Source organism: Citrobacter sp. LST-B2 (assembly GCF_057983045.1).
In genome coordinates this window covers 3530311-3553466 of sequence record NZ_CP192598.1, presented here as the reverse complement: position 1 = coordinate 3553466, position 23156 = coordinate 3530311, and the positions used below count along the sequence as shown (strand labels likewise).

At 53.7% G+C, this 23156-nt stretch carries 19 protein-coding genes; 9 read left to right on the top strand and 10 right to left on the bottom strand.

Features of this window, described 5'->3' with window-relative positions; translation table 11 throughout:
• Positions 1-39: 39 nt before the first annotated feature.
• A complete protein-coding gene (locus tag ACQ0PY_RS17185) occupies positions 40-261 on the top strand; it encodes a zinc ribbon domain-containing protein (RefSeq protein WP_042999837.1) in 222 nt (73 codons plus the stop codon).
• Here ACQ0PY_RS17185 and ACQ0PY_RS17180 read toward each other — a convergent pair.
• A complete protein-coding gene (locus ACQ0PY_RS17180) occupies positions 258-608 on the bottom strand; it encodes a protealysin inhibitor emfourin (RefSeq protein WP_042999838.1) in 351 nt (116 codons plus the stop codon). The two genes, ACQ0PY_RS17185 and ACQ0PY_RS17180, sit on opposite strands and share 4 nt — an antisense overlap.
• Positions 609-1628 (bottom strand): M4 family metallopeptidase, encoded by a 1020-nt coding sequence (locus ACQ0PY_RS17175; protein ID WP_044253068.1) that lies wholly within the window; start codon positions 1626-1628, stop codon positions 609-611.
• A gap of 159 nt (positions 1629-1787) precedes the next feature.
• Here ACQ0PY_RS17175 and ACQ0PY_RS17170 point away from each other — a divergent pair, with 159 nt between their 5' ends.
• Positions 1788-2921: an MFS transporter gene (locus tag ACQ0PY_RS17170; RefSeq protein ID WP_109740504.1), complete on the top strand. Its 1134-nt coding sequence runs from the start codon at positions 1788-1790 to the stop codon at positions 2919-2921.
• 7 nt (positions 2922-2928) lie between these two features.
• On the opposite strand, the gene xseA is transcribed toward ACQ0PY_RS17170, so the two are convergent.
• Positions 2929-4299 carry an exodeoxyribonuclease VII large subunit gene (gene xseA / locus ACQ0PY_RS17165; protein WP_109740503.1) on the bottom strand — a complete coding sequence of 457 codons (1371 nt, stop codon included), beginning with the start codon at positions 4297-4299 and terminating at the stop codon, positions 2929-2931.
• A 161-nt stretch (positions 4300-4460) separates the two neighbouring features.
• Between xseA and guaB the strand changes: the two genes are divergently transcribed.
• A complete protein-coding gene (gene guaB / locus ACQ0PY_RS17160; RefSeq protein WP_042999842.1) occupies positions 4461-5927 on the top strand; it encodes an IMP dehydrogenase in 1467 nt (488 codons plus the stop codon).
• Positions 5928-5994: 67 nt separating this feature from the next.
• Entirely contained in the window at positions 5995-7572 is a 1578-nt protein-coding gene (gene guaA, locus ACQ0PY_RS17155) for a glutamine-hydrolyzing GMP synthase (protein ID WP_042999843.1), read from the top strand.
• Between the two features lie 112 nt (positions 7573-7684).
• Here the strand turns inward: guaA and ACQ0PY_RS17150 are convergent, their stop codons facing one another.
• Positions 7685-7876, bottom strand: coding sequence for a YfgG family protein (locus ACQ0PY_RS17150; protein WP_042999844.1), 192 nt, complete (start codon positions 7874-7876; stop codon positions 7685-7687).
• Positions 7877-8224: 348 nt separating this feature from the next.
• On the opposite strand from ACQ0PY_RS17150, the gene ACQ0PY_RS17145 reads away from it, so the two are divergent.
• Positions 8225-10465, top strand: coding sequence for a bifunctional diguanylate cyclase/phosphodiesterase (locus ACQ0PY_RS17145; RefSeq protein ID WP_061069783.1), 2241 nt, complete (start codon positions 8225-8227; stop codon positions 10463-10465).
• 7 nt (positions 10466-10472) lie between these two features.
• On the opposite strand, the gene ppx is transcribed toward ACQ0PY_RS17145, so the two are convergent.
• The 4 genes from ppx to purM form a co-directional block, all read right to left on the bottom strand.
• A complete protein-coding gene (gene ppx, locus ACQ0PY_RS17140; protein WP_042999846.1) occupies positions 10473-12014 on the bottom strand; it encodes an exopolyphosphatase in 1542 nt (513 codons plus the stop codon).
• A gap of 4 nt (positions 12015-12018) precedes the next feature.
• Positions 12019-14085 carry a polyphosphate kinase 1 gene (ppk1, locus tag ACQ0PY_RS17135; RefSeq protein ID WP_042999847.1) on the bottom strand — a complete coding sequence of 689 codons (2067 nt, stop codon included), beginning with the start codon at positions 14083-14085 and terminating at the stop codon, positions 12019-12021.
• A 188-nt stretch (positions 14086-14273) separates the two neighbouring features.
• On the bottom strand, positions 14274-14915 hold the full coding sequence (gene purN / locus ACQ0PY_RS17130; RefSeq protein WP_044328044.1) for a phosphoribosylglycinamide formyltransferase: 642 nt from the start codon (positions 14913-14915) through the stop codon (positions 14274-14276).
• The gene (purM, locus tag ACQ0PY_RS17125) at positions 14912-15949 is read right to left on the bottom strand and encodes a phosphoribosylformylglycinamidine cyclo-ligase (RefSeq protein WP_109740646.1); all 1038 of its coding nucleotides are present in this window, start codon (positions 15947-15949) and stop codon (positions 14912-14914) included. Before purM ends, purN begins: the two co-directional genes overlap by 4 nt.
• Positions 15950-16211: 262 nt before the next feature.
• Between purM and ACQ0PY_RS17120 the strand changes: the two genes are divergently transcribed.
• The 4 genes from ACQ0PY_RS17120 to ACQ0PY_RS17105 all read left to right on the top strand — a co-directional run bounded on the left by ACQ0PY_RS17120 (position 16212) and on the right by ACQ0PY_RS17105 (position 20633).
• A complete protein-coding gene (locus ACQ0PY_RS17120) occupies positions 16212-17642 on the top strand; it encodes a 6-phospho-beta-glucosidase (protein ID WP_042999849.1) in 1431 nt (476 codons plus the stop codon).
• A gap of 182 nt (positions 17643-17824) precedes the next feature.
• Positions 17825-18451, top strand: coding sequence for a uracil phosphoribosyltransferase (upp, locus tag ACQ0PY_RS17115; RefSeq protein ID WP_003037929.1), 627 nt, complete (start codon positions 17825-17827; stop codon positions 18449-18451).
• Positions 18452-18546: 95 nt separating this feature from the next.
• The gene (gene uraA, locus ACQ0PY_RS17110) at positions 18547-19836 is read left to right on the top strand and encodes a uracil permease (RefSeq protein WP_042999850.1); all 1290 of its coding nucleotides are present in this window, start codon (positions 18547-18549) and stop codon (positions 19834-19836) included.
• Between the two features lie 95 nt (positions 19837-19931).
• Complete coding sequence (locus ACQ0PY_RS17105) at positions 19932-20633, top strand: DnaA inactivator Hda (RefSeq protein ID WP_061069784.1); 702 nt, start codon at positions 19932-19934, stop codon at positions 20631-20633.
• Between the two features lie 119 nt (positions 20634-20752).
• Here the strand turns inward: ACQ0PY_RS17105 and ACQ0PY_RS17100 are convergent, their stop codons facing one another.
• A complete protein-coding gene (locus ACQ0PY_RS17100; protein WP_109740464.1) occupies positions 20753-22198 on the bottom strand; it encodes a leucyl aminopeptidase family protein in 1446 nt (481 codons plus the stop codon).
• Entirely contained in the window at positions 22198-23154 is a 957-nt protein-coding gene (locus ACQ0PY_RS17095; protein WP_109740463.1) for a glycosylasparaginase, read from the bottom strand. Before ACQ0PY_RS17095 ends, ACQ0PY_RS17100 begins: the two co-directional genes overlap by 1 nt.
• Between the last annotated feature and the right edge of the window lie 2 nt (positions 23155-23156).

Genomic DNA, 23156 nt, shown 5'->3' with positions numbered 1-23156 from the left:
GCGGGGAGGGCGCCATCAACAGGAATATGAGGAGAAAGTGTGGAACTCATTTGTCCCGTTTGTCAGCATCCGCTCGATCGTCATGGCGATAACGCACATTGTGAAACCTGTCAGACAGACTTTAGCGTAGAAGCGCGTTGCCCGGACTGTCATCAGCCGCTCCAGGTTTTAAAAGCCTGCGGCGCAGTCGATTATTTCTGTCACAACGGTCACGGACTGATTTCGAAAAAACGCGTTGAGTTTGTGCTGTCGCAGGATTAATCGCAGATACAGGCTTCGCCCTTTTGCCAAAGATCGACCAGTGAGGCTGGCGCATCGTTTTCCGGTACCAGTACGATGATGTCGGTAACGCCTGCCTGATTATGCTGTGTCCAGATGATCTGTATGCGAAAGTAGCGCTGGTCGCCGCGACCCGGCGATCCCGTCTGTCCCGGAGGCATACCGACGGTCAGGCTCTGCCGGAGAATGTCGGCCACGCGCTGACGCTGAACAGTCGATAAGGTCGACAGCGCAATTTTGCGCTGCCGTGCCAGTTTGGGCATAAACGCGACGCCACCTTCCCGGGCCAGTTCTACCACGGCGTCATCAGTTAATTCTGGGATCTCCATTCACATCACTCCTGTGGCTTTCCAGGCCGCTTCTATCGCCTTCGCCGTTTCCGCGCCGCTGCGCTTGTCGCCGTGATAAACGGTTAAGCGGGCAAAATCAATGAAGTCTGCATCCTGTGCCAGTTGTCGATCGCAGACCGTATCATACCAGGCATAACCTGCTTTTTCCCATGCGTAGCCGCCGAGCGCGGTGGCTGCCAGATAAAACGCCCGGTTCGGGATGCCAGAGTTAAGATGAACACCGCCATTGTCTTCGCGTGTCTTAATAAAGTCCCGCATATGCGCAGGTTGTGGGTCTTTCCCAAGCAACGGGTCGTCATAGGCTGTGCCCGGTGCTGACATGGAGCGCAATCCCTTGCCATTAATGCTGTCCGCCAGCAATCCTTGCCCGATAAGCCAGTCAGCCTGATCGGCGGTTTGTTTGAGATGATACTGTTTAACCAACGCACCAAATACATCGGAAACCGATTCGTTGAGCGCCCCGGCCTGTTCAAAGTAAATCAACCCTGCTTCTGATTCGGTGATCCCGTGTGCCAGCTCATGAGCCACGACATCAATGGCAATCGTAAATCGATTAAATATCTCACCATCGCCGTCGCCAAAGACCATCTGCTGACCGTTCCAGAACGCATTCTGGTATTCATGCCCGTAATGCACGGTCCCGGTGAGAATTAAGCCTTTGTTATCCAGCGAGTCGCGGCGCCAGTTTTTCCAGAAAAAGTCATGCGTGACACCGAGGTAATCATAGGCTTCGTCCACTGCAACATCCCCGTTTGAGGGATGGCCTTCATAGCGCACCTGCGTGCCGGGTAATTCCTGCCTGTTTTTCGCATCGTAGATATCACGTTCAAGTTGACCGGGTTGATTCACATGCGGCGCCGCTGGTTTTCCGGGCATGTGCGCCATCAGGGTTTGTACGTGAGTCAGCGTCTGGCGTGCGCACTGTTGCTGCATCGCCGAACCGCTTTCAATAATGCGTCGCAGGATATAGGGCGGGATCACACTGTAAGCATGGGACATAAGGCTCTCCTGAGTCTGGCAATGCCGAAAAAGTAAGCATGTTAAGTGTAAATCATAGAAGCAAACCTGCAGGAAAGTCGGACAAATCAGCGCTGCTGAAAGTGGCGCAACTGACTATCAGGGTTTACGTTTTTAACGACGCATAAGGTGAGGGGAACAATGAATAAACATGTCGCGCTGGGGATGACGGGTTTCTCACTGATTGCTGTGACTTACGGAATGGCGCGATTTTCATGGGGAATCATGCTGCCTGATATCCGTCAGGCGATTCCCTTCACGCCAGAAGTTGCCGGGATAATTGCGGCCTGCAGCTATGTTGCCTACTGTTTATCCGTTTTTTTGGCCTCCTTTCTGACGGATCGCTTTGGTCCACGACTCCCGGCCGTTCTGGCGGGGATCACCGCAGCAATTGGATTAGTTATCCTGGCGTTGGCGTATTCCCCCCTTATTCTGGCGACTGGTCTTTTTATCGCCGGGCTCAGCTCCGGGCTAGCCTCACCGTCCCTTGCCGCAGCGGTGAGTAAGCGAATCTCAGCGGAACGGCAAACCCAGGTAAATACCCTTATCAACGCTGGAACGAGTGGGGGGATCATCCTGTCGGTTCTGGTGTTACGGGTTATGTCGGGCAACTGGCGCATGGCATGCATCGTCTTTGCAGTCATGGCGCTATTTTGCCTGTTTGCAGTACTGCGTACGTTGCCAGGGGAACGTGCGGAACAACTCCGATCGCCGCCGCGCTGGCGCGTTGTCCTTGCGAAATCGGGGATGTTTCGCCTGCTGGTGATAGCCTTTGTTAGCGGTGTCGCCAGCGCGGCATGGTGGAGTTTTGGCCCCGAATTGCTGCAGCGCCATACCGGGCTGGACAGTGCCATCACCCATATGCTGTGGCTGGTCAGCGGTGGTGCAGGAATTGCCGCTGTATTTACCGGAAGTGCGGCAAAGCGTATCGGTATGCGCGGGGTTTACTGTTGCTCGCTGGTGTTTATGGCGGTTTCGCTAGTGTCCCTGGCGCTAAGCCACGGTTTCGCCTGGTGGTTGTTTCCGGTCGCGGCGCTAAACGGGGCGGGATATGTCATTTTATCCGGTGTGCTGTTGGTGCGGGGCGCCGCGCTGGCGGAGCCTTCACCGGCGGCGGGCGTCAGTCTGGCTTTCCTGATGCTGGCCGTTGGGCAAATTGTTGGCTCAGTGGCATTTGGTCAGCTTTATGGCGCGATTGGCGCGGCGGGGGCACTGGTTGTTTTTTCTGGGCTGTCGGGGGCATTGCTGTTCATTTCACCTGAAGACGAACGCTAGCCTGATGTCAGGCTTTTTTTCGCGCGCGTTTTTTCACCGGCGTTATGCTTTTGACTTCACTTTCTACCCAGCCGTCTTCCAGCCGGGTCGTCATCACATCACCGGCTTTCACTTGTGTCACTTTTTTCAGCACTTTGCCGTCGGTGGCCGTAGAGACGCTGTAACCACGCGCCAGGGTCGAGAGTGGGCTGACCGCTTCCAGGTGGGTAACTGCGTTGCCAAAGCGTTCCCGCGTGGCGCTCAGACGGGAACGCACACTCTCCGCCAGACGATATTCCAGTTGCTGAATGCGGGTTTGCGCACGATGAATGCGTGGCTGCGGATTTTGCTGGTTCAGGCGTTGCAGCAGACGGGATTGCCGCTGGCTGGTGCGCTTCAACTGGCCGTCGATGGCCACGTTCATACGCTGATGCAACCTCTCCAGTGCCGTCTGCTGGCGAGCGAGACGCAACTGCGGATGTTGCTGTTGCAGGCGATGATAAATCTGAGTGAATCGACGACTGCGGTTCGCCAGAAAGTAATCCATCGCCATGCCGAGACGCTGCTGTGCAGACAGGATCTGACGCAGCAACTCCTGCTGATTGCGACTGACCATTTCAGCGGCGGCCGAAGGCGTCGGCGCACGCAGGTCGGCAATAAAATCGGCAATGGTGACGTCCGTTTCATGGCCGACGGCGCTGACCACCGGAATCGCGCTGGCAAAAATAGCCCGTGCGACACGCTCGTCGTTAAAACTCCATAAATCTTCCAGCGAACCGCCGCCGCGACCGACGATCAGGACATCACACTCCTGGCGCGCATTCGCCAGTTCGATTGCACGGACAATCTGTCCCGGTGCGTCGTCACCCTGGACGGCGGTCGGATAGATGATAACCGGTAAAGAGGGATCGCGACGTTTCAGAACATGGAGAATATCGTGCAGTGCGGCCCCGGTTTTCGAGGTAATCACCCCCACGCAGTGGGCGGGAGAGGGAAGTGACTGCTTATGCTGCTGATCAAAAAGCCCTTCAGCCTGCAGTTTAGCTTTTAACTGTTCATACTTTTGCTGGAGCAGACCTTCACCGGCAGGCTGCATGCTTTCGACGATAATCTGATAGTCGCCGCGCGGCTCGTACAGGGTGATATTGGCGCGAACCAAAACCTGCTGGCCGTGCTGGGGGCGAAAGGTCACCCGACGATTGCTGTTGCGGAACATGGCACAGCGAACCTGTGCCGTGTCATCTTTTAGCGTGAAGTACCAGTGCCCCGATGACGGCTGTGAGAAATTGGAAATCTCGCCGCTGATCCAGACCTGTCCCATTTCCTGTTCTAACAGCAGACGAACCGTCTGATTAAGGCGGCTAACAGTAAAAATTGCGGAGGTCTGAGAGGATAACATGTGAGCGGGATCAAATTCTAAATCAGCAGGTTATTCAATCGATAGTAACCCGCCTGAGCAGGAGCGCAAGCATTATTTGCAAAAAAGTGTGGATGCAACCGATTACGCTCTGTATAATGCCACGGCAATATTTATCCACCCCCAGGTTAGAGATATTGCCCATGCTACGTATTGCTAAAGAAGCTTTGACGTTTGACGACGTCCTCCTCGTTCCCGCTCATTCCACCGTTCTGCCGAATACTGCTGACCTCAGCACGCAGTTGACGAAAACGATTCGTCTGAACATTCCTATGCTCTCCGCAGCGATGGATACCGTGACTGAAGCGCGCCTCGCGATTGCACTGGCACAGGAAGGTGGCATTGGTTTTATCCACAAAAACATGTCGATTGAGCGTCAGGCAGAAGAAGTCCGCCGCGTGAAAAAACATGAATCTGGCGTAGTAACTGACCCGCAAACCGTTCTGCCGACGACTACCCTGCGTGAAGTGAAAGAACTGACTGAACGCAATGGCTTTGCAGGTTATCCTGTCGTGACCGAAGACAATGAGCTGGTTGGGATCATCACCGGTCGTGACGTGCGTTTTGTCACCGATTTGAGCCAACCGGTCAGCGTTTACATGACGCCGAAAGAGCGTCTGGTCACCGTTCGCGAAGGCGAAGCGCGTGACGTCGTGCTGGCAAAAATGCACGAGAAACGCGTCGAGAAAGCGCTGGTTGTTGATGACAGCTTCCATCTGCTCGGTATGATCACCGTAAAAGATTTCCAGAAAGCTGAACGTAAGCCGAACTCCTGTAAAGATGAGCATGGCCGTCTGCGCGTTGGCGCTGCGGTTGGCGCAGGCGCTGGCAACGAAGAGCGTGTTGATGCGCTGGTCGCGGCAGGTGTTGACGTGCTGCTGATTGATTCTTCTCACGGCCATTCTGAAGGTGTTTTACAGCGCATTCGTGAAACTCGTGCGAAATACCCGGATCTGCAAATCATTGGCGGTAACGTGGCGACCGGCGCGGGGGCTCGTGCCCTGGCGGAAGCGGGCGTGAGCGCGGTGAAAGTGGGTATTGGCCCTGGTTCCATCTGTACCACTCGTATCGTGACTGGCGTGGGTGTGCCGCAGATCACCGCAGTGTCTGATGCTGTTGAAGCGCTGGAAGGGATGGGGATTCCCGTTATCGCTGACGGCGGTATCCGTTTCTCTGGCGATATCGCCAAAGCCATCGCGGCTGGCGCAAGCGCGGTGATGGTGGGTTCCATGCTGGCGGGCACGGAAGAATCCCCGGGTGAAATCGAACTTTACCAGGGCCGTTCCTACAAATCCTACCGCGGCATGGGCTCTCTGGGCGCAATGTCCAAAGGTTCTTCTGACCGTTACTTCCAGAGCGATAACGCCGCAGACAAACTGGTGCCGGAAGGTATCGAAGGCCGCGTTGCCTATAAAGGCCGCCTGAAAGAGATTATTCACCAGCAGATGGGCGGCCTGCGCTCCTGTATGGGGCTGACCGGCTGTGGTACTATCGACGAATTGCGTACTAAAGCGGAATTCGTACGTATCAGTGGTGCGGGTATTCAGGAAAGCCACGTTCACGACGTGACCATCACCAAAGAGTCCCCGAATTACCGTATGGGCTCCTGATAAGTTTCCGCGCCCGGTTTTAACCGGGCGTTTTGTTATTGTTTCACTTGCCTCGGAATTAGCGTCAATGACAGACAATATTCACAAGCATCGCATTCTCATCCTTGATTTCGGATCGCAGTACACACAACTGGTTGCACGTCGCGTACGTGAACTGGGCGTTTACTGTGAACTGTGGGCGTGGGATGTAACTGAAGCACAGATTCGCGAGTTTAATCCTAGCGGCATCATTCTTTCCGGTGGCCCGGAAAGCACCACGGAAGCAAACAGCCCACGTGCACCGCAATACGTTTTCGAAGCCGGCGTTCCGGTCTTCGGCGTGTGCTACGGCATGCAGACGATGGCGATGCAGTTGGGCGGTCATGTTGAAGGGTCGACTGAGCGTGAATTCGGCTACGCGCAGGTTGAAGTTGTAACCGACAGCGCGCTGGTTCGCGGTATCGAAGACTCCCTGACCGCTGACGGCAAACCGCTGTTGGATGTGTGGATGAGCCACGGCGATAAAGTGACGGCAATTCCGTCCGACTTCGTCACCGTTGCCAGCACCGAAAGCTGCCCGTTTGCCATTATGGCGAACGAAGAAAAACGCTTCTACGGCGTTCAGTTCCACCCGGAAGTGACCCATACCCGTCAGGGGATGCGTATGCTGGAGCGTTTTGTCCGCGATATCTGCCAGTGTGAAGCGTTGTGGACGCCGGCAAAAATCATCGACGACGCCGTTGAGCGTATCCGCCAGCAGGTTGGCGATGACAAAGTGATCCTCGGCCTTTCCGGTGGCGTGGACTCTTCCGTCACGGCGATGCTGCTGCACCGTGCGATCGGTAAAAACCTGACCTGTGTCTTCGTCGATAATGGTCTGCTGCGTCTGAATGAAGCCGGGCAGGTGATGGATATGTTCGGTGATCACTTTGGTCTGAACATTGTGCATGTTCCGGCTGAAGATCGTTTCCTGACCGCGCTGAAAGGCGAGAACGATCCGGAAGCGAAACGTAAGATCATTGGCCGCGTTTTTGTTGAAGTCTTCGACGAAGAAGCGCTGAAGCTGGAAGATGTGAAATGGCTGGCGCAGGGCACCATCTATCCTGACGTTATCGAATCTGCCGCTTCTGCGACCGGTAAAGCGCATGTCATCAAATCTCACCATAACGTAGGTGGTCTGCCTAAAGAGATGAAGATGGGTCTGGTTGAGCCGCTGAAAGAGCTGTTCAAAGACGAAGTGCGTAAAATTGGTCTGGAACTGGGCCTGCCGTACGATATGCTCTACCGTCACCCGTTCCCGGGACCAGGTCTGGGCGTGCGCGTGCTGGGTGAAGTGAAGAAAGAATATTGCGACCTGCTGCGTCGTGCGGACGCTATCTTCATTGAAGAACTGCACAAAGCCGACCTGTACAACAAAGTGAGTCAGGCGTTCACCGTGTTCCTGCCGGTTCGCTCTGTTGGCGTGATGGGCGATGGCCGTAAATACGACTGGGTGGTTTCTCTGCGTGCGGTTGAAACCATCGACTTCATGACCGCGCATTGGGCACACCTGCCGTATGACTTCCTGGGCCGTGTGTCTAACCGCATCATCAACGAAGTGAACGGCATTTCCCGCGTCGTGTATGACATCAGCGGTAAGCCGCCAGCTACGATCGAGTGGGAATAATATCCCCACACGTCACTGACGTATAATCGACAAAACCCTCTGTTTAGACAGGGGGTTTTTGCTTTATTTGGGCGTATAAAAGACCAAATGGCGTCTGTCTGAAATAACAGGATTAACGTTGAGCAGGCGTTTCGACAGAAAGAGTAGACTGTTGCGCGTCTTTTTTGTCCTGATGATGATGCCAGGCGCCGATAGAAGAGTAGACAAAACGTCCAAAAAAGAAGATAAAGCTGATAAGCAATACGATACGGGTCATGCGACTGTTAAATCGATGTCGTTTTCGCATACTGGTTGCCTGACTCACAAAAGGTTCCTTAAGGGATGCCCATACGGGCGATAGATACATTAAGGCACACTGTGTCAGGCGGGTCAATTCTTGATTATGTAAAATTGCGTCAGTTGAATCATATCTCGTTGTTATGAAGAATAATGATATTATTTACATTAATAATATGAGAATGATAACACCGTGAAATAAAGGTAATAATTGATTAATGGGGACGGAATTATTTGATATACGTCAAAAATAACTTCCCGTTGATAACTAAAATCTGTGCGACATGTATGGTGAGTTTTTCATCTTAATTTTGACGTCAGGTGGGATGCCTGTCTGATTCACCCCTTAAGGATCCAGGGGTTCCGCTGAGCGTCTATGCGACTGAATAAAACTTATATTGCAATCAGAGATAAGTGGTGGGGACTGCCTCTGATTTTGCCTTCCCTGTTTTTACCGCTCGTGAGCCATACGAATACCTATGCGCATGTGGCCACCGGGGATGTCATCCTTTTCTACTTACCGTTATCACTCATGATGAGCCTGATGATTTTTTTCGGTTGGGCGGCATTACCCGGTATTGTTCTGGCGGTTTTTATTCGCAAATATCCGCAGGTAGGTCTGGCGGAAACATTGCCTGTTATTGCGCATTTTCTTATTGCTGTCGTGCTCAGCTGGGGCGGTTACCGTGTTTTTACGCCCCGACGTAACAACATCTCGCATGGTGACGCGCAGCTGGTCTTCCCCCGCATTTTTTGGCAAGTTTTTTGCCCCGCAACGCTATTTCTGGTGCTTTTCCAGTTCGCAGCCTTTGTGGGGTTGTATGAAAGCAAGTTGAGCTTAATGGGGGGAACACCATTTAACATCAACGCATTAATAAACTACCAGGGTATTCTGGTGGGCAATTTGATTGGTGTACCGCTCTTCTACTTTATTATTCGCGTTATTCGTAACCCGCTACATTTACGCGGCTATTATTCGCAATTAAAGTTACAGTTTGATGCCAAGGCCTCGCAAAAAGAGATCATTATTTGGTTGCTGGTATTGTCCGCTTTAATGTCTTTGCTTTGTATGCCACTGAATGAAAATAGTTCCATATTCAGCACGAACTATACTATGTCATTATTACTCCCGGTTATGTTATGGGGAGCGATGCGTTATGGCTATCGATTCATATCACTGCTATGGGCGCCAGTTTTAATTATTGCGATCCATAATTACAGAAGCTATACGCCCTATTATTCAGGTTACGATGTACAACTGGCGATTACCTCTTCCAGTTTCCTGGTTTTTTCTTTTATTGTGAATTACATGGCGGTGCTGGCGACGCGTCAGCGGATTGTGAGCAGTCGTGCCCGACGGCTTGCGTTTCTTGATCCGGTTGTCCATCTTCCCAATCTTCGTGCGCTCAACCGCGCGCTGAGAAATACGCCCTGGTCTGCGTTGTGCTTTCTGCGCGTTCCTGAACTCGAGTTTCTCGTGAAAAATTACGGAATAATGCTGCGTATCCAGTACAAGCAACAGCTCTCCCACTGGATTGCCGAAAAATTGGGTCCTGATGAACATGTTTACCAAATGTCCGGGCCTGACCTGCTGCTACGCTTAAATACAGAGTCACATCAGCAACGCATTGACGATCTGGATGAGCATATCAAGACGTTCCGGTTTGTCTGGGATGGCATGACGTTCCAGCCACAGGTGGGGATGAGCTATTGCTATGTGCGTTCCCCGGTAAATCACATTTACCTGTTGCTGGGGGAGTTGAGCACGACGGCTGAGCTGTCCATCATGACCAACACGCCGGAAAATTTAGAGCGTAGTGGTGCGATGAACATGCAGCGTAATCTGCGAGACAAAGTCGCAATGATGAACCGGTTACAGCATGCGCTGGAGCATGACCGTTTTTGTTTGATGGCGCAGCCAATCGAAGGGCTTCGCGGCGATGTTTATCATGAGATTTTACTGCGATTGCTGGATGATGACGGTGGCATGATCAACCCTGATGCCTTCCTGCCCGTCGCGCATGAGTTTGGTCTCTCCTCGAGAATTGATCTCTGGGTTATCGAACACACGTTACGCTTTATGGCGGAGAATCGTGCGCAGATGCCTGCCCGTCGCTTTGCGCTTAACCTGTCGGCGTCCTCGGTCTGTCGGGCCAGGTTTGCGCAGGATATCAGCAAACTGCTGAGCAAATACCAGATCGAAGCCTGGCAATTGATATTTGAAGTGACAGAAAGTCAGGCGCTGATGAATGCCGGACAGGCGGAGGCAACGCTGCAAAACCTGCAACAACTGGGCTGCCAAATCGCTATTGATGACTTCGGTACGGGTTACGCCAGTTATGCAAGGCTGAAAAACGTTAACGCCAATATTCTGAAGATTGACGGTAGTTTCATCCGCAATATCGTTTCGAATAGCCTCGACTATCAGATTGTGGCCTCAATCTGTCATCTGGCGCGTATGAAGAAAATGCAGGTGGTCGCTGAATTTGTCGAAAGCGAGGAGATTCGCCATGCCGCGATCTCTCTGGGGATTGACTATATGCAGGGATATTTAATCGGGGTGCCGCAGCCGTTAAGCGACACGCTGAAAGAGCAGGTGCCAGTGACTGGCACCTGAGTGTGCTTCACGCGGCGATTTCCGGTGAGCGTTCTTCTTCAATTTTCAGACGCCAGCCGGTCACCGCTTCCCAGTATTGCTGTTCTTTTTCCAGATCGAGCAAAACCAGCGCGTTCTGGCTGAACCAGTCGTGAGGGAAACGCAGGGTCCAGTGGTTGTCATCGGTGATGAGCGTCAGCGTAGGCGGTGTGGTCGTGGCCTGGCGCTGGTTGTTCAGCAGTACGCCAAGACGCAATAGCTGAATGAGCGGCAGGAACTGCTTCTTCTTAAACAGCGTAAAACGGGGGAGATCGTCCAGCTTCACCGCCTTACGATGGTAGCGAACCAGCGTGGCCATCATGGTTTGCTGCTCCTGATTAAAACCAGGCAAATCGCTGTTTTGCAGGATATACGCCGAGTGACGGTGCAGGCCGCTGTGATTAATGTTCAGTCCAACCTCATGCAACATCGCTGCCCATTTCAGCAACGCTTCAAGCTGCGGATGCGCCAGCTTCGGCTGCTGCGTTTGCCATTGGTCATACATCTGCATCGTGGTTTCCAGCACGCGTCGCGCCTGTTCGCTGTCGATATTGTACTGATTCGCCAGGCTGCTGGCGGTGCGACTGCGGACATCCTGATGGCGGAAGCGACCTTCCATTTCGTACAGCACGCCTTCGCGCAGCGCACCATCGGAAAGGCGTAACTCGCGGATCGCCAGCGCATCAAAGACACCGCATAAAATCGCCAGACCTGGAACAAAGACCGCTTTTCGCTCTTCAGATAACCCCGGCAGGCTTAGCGACTCGAAACTGCGGTGTTGCAGCAGTTCGGTTACCAGTCGGTCCAGACGTTCTGGGGTGATGAACCCGTCTTTCTCGCCCATTTCTAAGAGTACTTCGTGCGCGGCTTTGATGGTGCCAGAGGCCCCCAGCGCAACGTTCCAGCCCTGAATACGGAATTGCCAGGTCAGGGTTTCAAGCTTCTGCGCCGCCGCCATTCTGGCACGCTGGAAGTTTTCCTTGCTGATGACGCCGCCGGGGAAATAGATCTGGGCAAAACTGACGCAACCCATACGACGGCTTTCAACCAGCTTCGGTTCGAAGTTTTCGCCAATGACCAGCTCCGTCGAGCCGCCGCCAATGTCGATGACCAGCTTGCGGCCTTTTTCCGGTTGCGTATGTTCTACGCCCATAAAGATCAGACGCGCTTCTTCATTACCGGAAATGATCTCGATCGGATAGGGGATAACCTTTTCCGCTCGTTTGAGAAAATCGGTGGCGTTTTGCGCCTGACGAAGCGTATGGGTACCGACAATACACACGCTGGAGGGGGCGAACCCCTGAAGACGTTCAGCAAACAGTGACAGGCAGCTTAGCCCGCGCTCCATTGCCTCTTCGCTCAGCATGTTGTCTTCGCCGAGACCATCCGCCAGATGCACGCGCTGTTTCAGGCGACCGATAATCTGCATGGCGCCATCCACCACACGGGCAATCACCATGTGAAAACTGTTTGAACCGAGGTCGACCGCCGCAAACTCCTGCGGTCGTGGGGTCTTATCATGTATTGGCATAGCGTTAGTCAGATTGCTCGAGTGATTTGATATAGTCGTAAATAGCCAGTTGCGACTGCACTTTGCGGCGGTTTCCACGCGGCACGTAGCGATTACTCAGTTCTTTATCGATGTAGCGGGCTTTTACCGTATCGCTGAACAGGATGTCAATAATATCCAGCACCCGCTGCTTCAGGCGCGGATCAAGCAGCGGCGTCGCCACCTCAATGCGGTAGTCGATGTTACGCGTCATCCAGTCGGCGGAAGAGAGATACACCTGCTTATCGCCGCCGTTTTCGAAGATATACACCCGGTCATGCTCAAGATAGCGGTCCACAATACTGATGACGCGAATATTATCGCTGATACCTTCCAGATTCGGAATAAGCGAGCACATACCACGAATCAACAGATTGACCGGTACACCTGAGCTGGAGGCGGCATACAGCCGATCGACCAGCCCTTTGTCCACCAGGTTATTCAGTTTCAGTGTGATGCCGGAGGGGAGTCCCTGTTGAGCGTTGGCGATTTCACGATCGATCATCTCATACAGCAGGCGGCGCGAGTTTTGCGGCGAGACCAGCAGATAATCAAACGTCACCGGGCGATACGGGTTCTCGATAAAATTGAACACCCGACGGACTTCGTTAGTGATTCGCGCATCGGCGGTCAACAGCGAATAGTCGGTATACAGACGCGCGGTTTTTTCGTTGAAGTTACCGGTGCCGATATGGGCGTAACGCACCACCTCTTCGCCTTCTTTGCGCGAAATCAGGAACAGCTTGGCGTGAATTTTTAAGCCGGGCGCGGAGAAGATGACATGCACGCCCGCTTCCGTCAGGCGTTTCGCCCAGTGAATGTTGGCCTCTTCATCAAATCGTGCCTGTAACTCCACCACAACGGTCACTTTTTTACCGTTATGGGCGGCGTGGATCATTGAGTCGATGATCCGCGAGTCTTTTGCCACGCGGTAGATGTTGATTTTGATTGCCAGCACGCTCGGGTCAAACGAAGCCTGGCGCAGCAGTTCCAGAACGTGCTCAAAGGTGTGATACGGATAGTAAAGCAACACATCGCGTTCACGAATGGCGTCAAATCCGTTACGGAACTTCTCTTTATCAAACCAGATATGGCGTAAGCGCGGCAGCGGCTTATTCACCAGATTGGCTTTGCCGACATTAGGGAAGTTAATGAAATCTTTGAAGTTGTGATAACGCCCGCCGGGAACGATAGAGTCATAGCGTGAAATCGTCAGCTTCTCGCGCAGCACTTCGACCAGTGCATTAGGCATGTCGCGCTGATAAACAAAACGCACCGGCTCGGCGGTCAGACGCTGTTTCAGGCTGGAGGACATCAGCTCCATCAGGCTGGATTCCATCTCGTGCACCAGATCGTACTCGGCGTCACGGGTCATCTTCATGGAATAGGCATTCAGTGCGTCATAATCAAAGAAGCCCTTAAAGATGTCGTCCAGACAGTAGCGCAGAATGTTATCCAGCAGGATCATTGGTTTACGGCGACGCGGGGCTTCCGGCGGCAGATTCACAAAGCGTGGAACCTTGTCAGACGGAATTTCCAGCAGCGCATAGCGAATGGTGTCGCCGCGAATAATTTCGACTGCCAGATAGGTGTAGTCATCCTTCAGGAACTGTACCAGATCCGTTTCGCGGTTAATTAAAATAGGGGTGATGTGCTGGCGCAGATACTGCTTGAAATAGTGGCGCAGCCAGCTTTGCTGATTGACTGACAGTTGACGCTCGTTGATCAGGAAGATCTGATTACGCGCCATCTCCAGCAGCAGTTCGTTATACAGGCCATCGAATTCCTGGTCGGCTTTCAGTACGCGGGACTGGATTTTGCCTAACAAGTGGCGAGAATGTGAATTTGAACCCTGTTCTTCGCTGATGATGATGCGGCGTTTGAGCTCTGCGAAGCGAACTTTGTAGAATTCATCCAGGTTATTGGAATAGATGCCTAAGAAACGCATCCGTTCAATTAGCGGGTTTGATTTATCCGCGGCTTCCTGAAGCACACGTTCGTTGAACGCTAACCAGCTGAGCTCTTTCTCGATATAAAGCTTTTCCTGACCCATTAATACTTATACTCCGTTTTATTCACGGGACACTGCCTGATTATTATGGCGAGCATTGCGCTCAGATGTCCAACTGTGCCAGAAAAATATGACAATAAACCGTCTGATCGCAAAGGGGAAGGGGGACTGGAGGTCTGAAGAGAAGCGCTGGCCGGATAAGGGATGACATCCGTTATCCGGCACCGTTTTTACTCGTCGGCAGCGTAGCCCTGTGGCGGCAGGCGAACACCGTCCAGCCAGGCGGCGTTATCGCGCATTTTCAGCCGTCCGTCCACAAACCAACTGACGACCAGCGGGTAAATGGCGTGTTCCTGAACCTGAACGCGGGCGGTGATTTCATCTTCGTCATCGCCCTCAAAAACCGGAACTTTGGACTGCAAAATGACCGGTCCGCCGTCGAGCTCGTCAGTGACAAAGTGGACCGAGGTGCCGTGTTCCTCATCGCCGTTTTCCAGCGCCTGACGGTGGGTGTGCAAACCGGGATATTTGGGCAACAGGGAAGGGTGAATATTCAGCAGTCGACCGTTGTAGTGCGCGACGAACGCCGGGCTCAGAATGCGCATAAAACCGGCCAGCACCACCACGTCAGGCGCATACGCGTCGATCTCAAGGATCAGCTCGCGGTCAAATGCTTCACGGCTGGAAAACTGATCCGCAGTCAGCGTATGGGCCGGGATTGCCGCTTTTCTGGCACGCTCAAGGCCGAACGCGTCGGCCTTGTTGCTGAATACTGCCCGCAGGGTGCCGTTGATTTTCTTCTCTTTGCAGGCATCAATAATCGCCTGCAAATTGCTTCCGTTACCGGAAATAAGCACCACAATATTCATTATTCAATAACCACGCGCTGCGCGGAATCGGAAGCCTTGATGACGCCGAGCTTCCAGGCTTTTTCACCTTTTGCCTTCAGCAGGGTAAGGGCGTTGTCTACTTCTGCCGCCGGAAGAGCAATGACCATGCCGACGCCGCAGTTAAAGGTACGATACATTTCATGCTGGCTGACGTTGCCGGCGCTTTGCAGCCAGTTAAAAACAGCTGGCCACTGCCAGGAGGATTCATCGATCACCGCCTGCGTGTTGTCCGGCAGTACGCGCGGAATGTTTTCCCAGAAGCCGCCGCCGGTCAGGTGCGCGATAGCGTGCACATCAACCTTTTCAATCAATTCCAGAATCGATTTCACGTAGATGCGGGTCGGCGCCAGCAGGTGGTCGGCCAACGGTTTGCCTTCCAGAACCGTCGTTTCTGGATCGCAGCCGCTGACTTCAACAATTTTACGTACCAGTGAGTAACCGTTGGAGTGCGGACCGCTGGAACCCAGTGCAATCAACACATCGCCATCGGCCACTTTGGAACCGTCAATGATTTCTGATTTTTCGACCACGCCGACGCAGAAACCCGCGACGTCATAATCTTCACCGTGATACATCCCCGGCATTTCAGCGGTTTCCCCGCCGACCAGCGCGCAGCCGGATTGCAGGCAGCCTTCGGCGATACCGTTAATCACGCTGGCTGCGGTATCCACATCCAGTTTGCCAGTGGCGTAGTAGTCGAGGAAAAACAGCGGCTCAGCACCCTGAACGACCAGGTCGTTGACGCACATCGCCACGAGATCAATGCCGATGGTATCGTGACGCTTCAGATCCATCGCCAGACGCAGTTTTGTCCCGACGCCATCAGTACCGGAAACCAGCACTGGTTCACGATATTTTTGCGGCAATGCGCACAGCGCACCGAAGCCACCCAAACCACCCATCACTTCCGGGCGGCGAGTTTTCTTCACTACGCCTTTGATTCGATCCACCAGAGCATTACCCGCGTCAATATCAACACCGGCATCTTTGTAGCTAAGAGAGGTTTTATCGGTCACTGCCTGGTTCCCCACGTTTTCTTACGGTAAAAGTAAAATTCGGCGCAATTCTAGCAGGGAAAGCAAACGTTTGCGAGCCTGTGTTGCATCCGTTTTTATCTGTCGAGATTTGCTGCATTTTCTCCGCGGCGCGGTGTTTTTATGACCTGAACCACGAAAATGAAACCGGGTTCAGTTTCACCCTTGAAAGCAGTGCCGGGATTGCTCAGTATCATACTGAAACCGGTTTCTGTTTTGTCATAGCAAATTAACGAGGGAAACTATGTCTGGATTTAACGCGAATTTCATGTGGGGCGGGGCGGTCGCCGCTCATCAGCTTGAGGGCGGCTGGCAGGAAGGCGGAAAAGGGATCAGCGTTGCTGACGTCATGACGGCGGGCGCTCATGGCGTGGCGCGAGAAATTACCGATGGCGTGCTGCCCGGCAAAAACTACCCTAACCACGAGGCGATCGATTTTTATCATCGCTACAAAGAAGACATTAAGCTTTTCGCGGAAATGGGCTTTAAATGTTTCCGGACGTCCATTGCCTGGACGCGCATTTTCCCACTTGGGGATGAAACGCAGCCAAACGAGGCGGGACTGCAATTTTACGACGATCTGTTTGATGAATGCCTGAAGTATGGCATTGAACCGGTGATTACCCTGTCGCATTTCGAGATGCCTTACCATCTGGTGACGGAGTATGGCGGCTGGCGCAACCGGAAGCTGATCGACTTTTTTGTCCGCTTTGCGAAGGTCGTCTTTACCCGCTATCAGGGCAAAGTGAAGTACTGGATGACCTTCAATGAGATCAACAACCAGGCCAATTACCATGAGGATTTTGCACCGTTCACGAACTCCGGCCTGAAGTATCAGCCAGGTGAAGATCGTGAACCGGTAATGTACCAGGCGGCGCACTATGAACTGGTGGCCAGTGCGCTGGCGGTGAAGGCGGCACGAGAAATTAACCCGGCATTGCAGATCGGCTGCATGATCGCCATGTGCCCCATCTACCCACTGACCTGTGCGCCAAACGACATGATGATGGCGATGAACGCCATGCACCGTCGCTACTGGTTTACCGATGTGCATGTGCGGGGGAAATATCCGCAGCATATTCTCAACTATTTTACGCGCCGCGAGTTTGACCTCGATATCACGGAAGAAGACCGTGTTGCTCTGTCCGAAGGCTGCGTCGACTACATCGGTTTTAGCTATTACATGTCGTTTGTCACCAAAGCGACAGACGATAACCCGCAACTCGATTATGACGAGAGCAAAAGTCTGGTCTCCAATCCCTACGTACAGAAATCGGACTGGGGCTGGCAGATTGATCCGGTGGGATTGCGCTATTCGCTGAACTGGTTCTGGGATCACTACCAGTTGCCGTTGTTTATCGTTGAGAACGGGTTTGGTGCGATTGATGTTCAGTTGCCTGACGGCACCGTGGATGACAGCTACCGTATCGAGTATATGGCGGCACATCTTCGTGAAATGAAAAAAGCGGTGGAAGAGGATGGCGTGGATCTCATGGGGTACACGCCGTGGGGATGTATCGATCTGGTTTCTGCGGGAACGGGAGAGATGAAAAAACGCTACGGGTTTATCTACGTTGATAAAAATAATGACGGCAGTGGGACGCTGGCGCGCAGTCGTAAGAAATCTTTCGCCTGGTATCAGCAGGTGATAAAAAGTAACGGTGAATCCCTCTGATTTCAGCCACTTGATACTTGGCCCCGCACAGAATGCGGGGCGTGTTTTATACTCATCACCCAAACGTATACTACTTTGCTTGATCCAGGTCATGCATACGTTATGTTGCGCCAGAGAGGAAAAGCGGTATAATCCGGCGATTTTTTTTGTGGTTGCCACTCGTCTGAGGAAAGGAGAAGAGTATGAAGATCGTGGAAGTCAAACACCCACTCGTCAAACACAAGCTGGGTCTGATGCGTGAGAACGATATCAGCACCAAACGCTTTCGTGAACTCGCCTCGGAAGTAGGCAGTCTGCTGACCTACGAAGCGACTGCGGGCCTGGAAACCGAAAAAGTAACCATTGAAGGCTGGAATGGTCCGGTCGAAGTGGATCAAATCAAAGGCAAAAAAATTACCGTTGTACCTATCCTGCGTGCCGGTCTGGGCATGATGGAAGGCGTGCTGGAAAACGTACCCAGCGCACGTATCAGCGTGGTCGGCATGTACCGCAACGAAGAAACGCTTGAGCCGGTCCCGTATTTCCAGAAGCTGGTGTCCAATATCGACGAGCGCATGGCGCTGATCGTCGACCCGATGCTGGCAACCGGGGGTTCTGTTATCGCCACTATCGATCTGCTGAAAAAAGCGGGCTGCAGCAGCATCAAAGTGCTGGTGCTGGTGGCGGCCCCGGAAGGGATCGCCGCGCTGGAAAAAGCGCATCCGGATGTGGAACTCTACACCGCGTCGATCGACCAGGGCCTGAACGAGCACGGATACATTATTCCGGGGCTGGGTGATGCCGGCGATAAGATTTTTGGTACGAAGTAAGTGAATAACTGATAAATAGCCGACTTTAAGAGTCGGCTTTTTTTTGAATAAAACAACTCAACGATTCATAACAAACACACTCAGAGGAAAACACTATGACGCGCCGTGCTATCGGGGTGAGTGAAAGACCGCCACTTTTACAGACAATCCCGCTTAGTTTGCAACACCTGTTCGCCATGTTTGGCGCAACCGTGCTGGTGCCAGTTCTGTTTCATATCAACCCGGCTACCGTTCTGTTGTTCAACGGGATCGGGACCTTGCTGTATCTCTTTATCTGTAAAGGAAAAATTCCTGCCTATTTAGGTTCAAGCTTCGCGTTTATCTCACCGGTTCTGCTGCTGTTGCCGTTGGGATACGAAGTGGCGCTGGGCGGCTTCATCATGTGTGGTGTGCTGTTCTGCCTGGTTTCTTTCATTGTCAAGAAAGCGGGAACCGGCTGGCTGGACGTGATGTTTCCTCCTGCGGCAATGGGCGCAATCGTTGCCGTCATCGGTCTTGAACTGGCAGGCGTGGCCGCTGGTATGGCTGGATTGCTGCCTGCGGAAGGACAATCTGCGGATTCGAAGACCATCATTATCTCGATGGTGACGCTGGCGGTGACCGTGTTTGGCTCGGTGCTGTTTCGTGGTTTCCTTGCGATTATCCCGATCCTGATTGGGGTACTGGCAGGTTATGCACTGTCATTTGCGATGGGCGTGGTTGATACCACACCGATTGCCGAGGCGCACTGGTTTGCGCTGCCGACCTTCTACACGCCGCGCTTTGAGTGGTTCGCCATTCTGACTATTCTGCCTGCGGCGCTGGTGGTGATTGCCGAACACGTCGGTCACCTCGTGGTCACAGCGAATATCGTCAAAAAAGATCTGGTTCGCGACCCGGGCCTGCATCGCTCGATGTTTGCCAACGGTTTGTCGACGGTGATTTCTGGCTTCTTTGGCTCCACGCCGAACACCACCTACGGTGAGAACATTGGTGTAATGGCAATCACCCGTGTTTACAGTACCTGGGTAATTGGCGGCGCGGCGATTTTCGCGATTCTGCTGTCCTGCGTCGGTAAACTGGCGGCGGCGATCCAGATCATTCCGCTACCGGTGATGGGTGGGGTGTCATTGCTGCTGTACGGGGTGATCGGGGCATCCGGTATTCGCGTGCTGATTGAATCGAAAGTGGATTACAACAAAGCGCAGAACCTGATCCTGACCTCTGTCATTCTGATCATTGGCGTCAGCGGCGCGAAAGTGCACATTGGCGCGGCGGAGCTGAAAGGAATGGCGCTGGCGACGATCGTTGGGATCGGTCTGAGCCTGATCTTCAAGCTGATTTCTGTCCTGCGCCCGGAAGAAGTGGTGTTGGACGCGGAAGATGCGGATACGCCGAAGCCGTAAAATGGGATCCGGGCAGTGATGCTGCCCGGTTCTAACGCGACGGAATTCTGTGGTAAACTCATCACGATTTTAATGAAATCTGGGTTGAGGTCTCTCTGAACACACCGGCACAGCTCTCTTTGCCACTTTATCTGCCTGACGACGAAACGTTTGCAAGTTTCTGGCCGGGAGATAACGCCTCTTTACTGGCCGCACTGCAAAACGTGCTGCGCCAGGAGCATAGCGGATACATCTATCTCTGGTCGCGTGAAGGCGCCGGCCGCAGCCATTTGCTGCATGCTGCCTGTGCTGAATTATCGCAGCGTGGTGATGCCGTGGGCTATGTGCCGCTGGACAAGCGCACCTGGTTTGTACCGGAAGTGCTCGACGGGATGGAACACCTGTCGTTAGTCTGTATCGACAATATTGAATGTGTCGCGGGTGATGAAGAGTGGGAGATGGCGATATTTGATCTCTACAACCGCATTCTGGAATCCGGAAAAACGCGGTTACTGATCACCGGCGATCGTCCTCCACGGCAGTTAAAGCTGGGGTTGCCCGATCTGGCCTCGCGTCTGGATTGGGGGCAAATCTACAAGCTGCAACCGCTGTCGGATGAAGATAAGCTGCAGGCGCTACAGCTACGCGCCCGACTGCGCGGATTTGAACTCCCGGAAGACGTGGGGCGCTTCTTGCTCAAACGGCTCGACAGAGAAATGCGCACGCTGTTTATGACGCTCGATCAGCTTGATCACGCCTCCATCTCCGCGCAGCGCAAATTGACCATTCCGTTCGTGAAAGAAATTCTGAAGCTCTAGTCGAAATACAAGGTTACGCATCGCAGTCGGTCTGATAAGCGTAGCACCATCGGGCAGAACGGTACGGATGCCGGAGGGCGACGTCGCCTTATCCGGCCTGATTACCCAAACAAACGCCCTCACTCAGAGGGTGACTCCTCAACTGCCAGATCGTTAAGTAAATGCTGCATCAGCAGTGGAATCGGCCTGCCCGACGCCACGCTTCTTCCTCCTTCGCGCCACAACGCCGTACCGCTGACGTCGAGATGCGCCCATGGAATCGTCGCCGGACAAAAATGATGAAGCAGCCAGGCCGCCGATGCGCTGATTGCCGCGTTGTTAGTCGGCGTATTGCACAGATCGGCAATCGCGCTCTCCGTTTGTTTTTTCAGGTGAGCGTCCAATGGCAGCGACCAGACTCTATCTCCGCTCTGCTCACCGGCAACGGTTAACGCCGCACGCAGCGCGCTATCCTGGGTCATCAATCCACTCAGCTCATAGCCCAGCGCTTTCACCACGGCGCCGGTCAGCGTTGCTAAATCAATGATATAGCGAGTCTCTTTGTGGCGCTGGCTGGCCCAGGCAATGGCGTCAGCAAGTACCAGTCGTCCTTCGGCGTCGGTGTTGTTGATCTCCACCGTCATCCCGTTACAGGCGCGTGCTACGTTACCCGGTTGCATGGCGTCGGGACCAATGGCGTTTTCCGCCAGCGCCAGTACGCCCATGACTCGAACCGGCAGCGCCAGCCCGGCAATACTAAGCATCAGCCCAAGCACGTTGGCTGCGCCGCACATGTCGTACTTCATGGTGTACATGCCCGCGCCTTCTTTCAGCCACAAACCGCCGGTGTCGAAAGTGATGCCTTTCCCGACATAGCTGCGCACCGGGCCGCTGCTGACGCCGTCGTAATGAATCGCCAGCAGGCGGGACGGGCGGCTGGAGCCTTTCCCCACGGCGTGCAGCAAGCCAAGGCCTTGCGCTACGATGGCCTGTTCGTCCAGCACTTCGCAGCGCAGGTCAGGGTAAGCCGCGCATAGACGTTGGGCCTCTTCGACAACGACCTGCGGCGTACACTGCTCGGATGGCATATCCGCCAGGCGGCGGGCGGCGACCATGCCGTTGGCAATGGCCTGCTGCCGACGGAAAATTTCCTCTAACGCTTCCCGCTGTTCGAGTAAACAAAGCGCCGTTATGTGGTCGAGTCTTATCGTCGCGTTGTCTGTAGTTTTCAGTTGCAGGTCGTCAAGGCGATGTACCTGATTGAACAGAAAACGCAGAACCTGAAGCAGCACGGTTTCGTGTATTTCGCGAACATCAATGATCACGTGAGAACTGACCGGAGTGGTGAACAGTGGACGTAATGCGTTCAGCAAACCGTCGGTCAGGTTGTCCTGCCACAGTGCTAATGGAATGAGGGTGATGCGTTTGTAAGGGGCGCAGCCAAAACAGGTATCCGCCATGTTACCCGTGGCACGCATTTCGTTTATCAGCGCGGTGTCTGGTAACTGTTGGCTTGTGGGACGGGCAATCAGGTGCGCGTTGGGTTGCGCCTCTGAAAGGGACTGAATCAACTGATATGTCATCATTATTCTTCCTCTATTGGCGCACGGATCCGTGCCGCATAGGCCTGCATCCACGCCTCATCGACTGGCTGGTAATACGTCTTTTCGTGCCGACGTTCCGCGAGATAGACGGTAAGTGGATGACTGGCGGTGGCAACGGTAAACGAGAAGGTTTTGATATTAGTCGCCGCGCCAAATTCTCCCCGGTGATTCATACACACGACGGATAAATCGCCCACCCTGCCAAAGCGGGACATCAGGTTGTCCTCCAGTTCAAAAACCACTGAGTCCGCAGCCTGCTGCGGCGTCATGCCCTGTGCCATACGGCGAACGATTTCGTAGCTGGCGCACCCCTTCATCAGGTCTTCGCCAACGCCAGTGGCGGTCGCGGCGCCGATTTGACTGTCGCAGTAGAAGCCGGAACCAATAATCGGGGAATCTCCCAGACGACCGCGTTTTTTCATAAACAGACCGCTGGTGGAGGTCGCCACGCTCATCGAACCTTGTGTGTCCAGTCCGATAATGCCGACGGTATCATGGCCGTCATAAGGACTCAGTCCCTTATCCAGCGTCTCGCGGCAGCGTTTGCGATAGTGTTGGATGGCGCGGTCGGTAAGCATGGTTTTTTCTGCAAACCCCTGGCTTAACGCCCATTCTCGGGCACCCTGGCCGACAAGCAGGCTGTTATACCGTTGACGACTCAGGGCGTGCGCAACGCGTACCGGATTGGCGATATCCACGAGATTGCCCACGGCGCCGAACGCCAGCGTGTCGCCATCCATGAATGCGGCATCCAGTTCCACCTCACCCTTTTCGGTTGGCAGTCCGCCGTAGCCAACGGACTTGTATAATGGGAAGTCCTCAACTGCGGCAACGGCATCGACTACCGCACTGGCCGCTGTTTGGCCTGCAGCCAGCGCGGAAGCGGACTCAGTAACGCCTTCAAGCGCCATTCGCCAGGTGGCGATAATTCCCCACATGT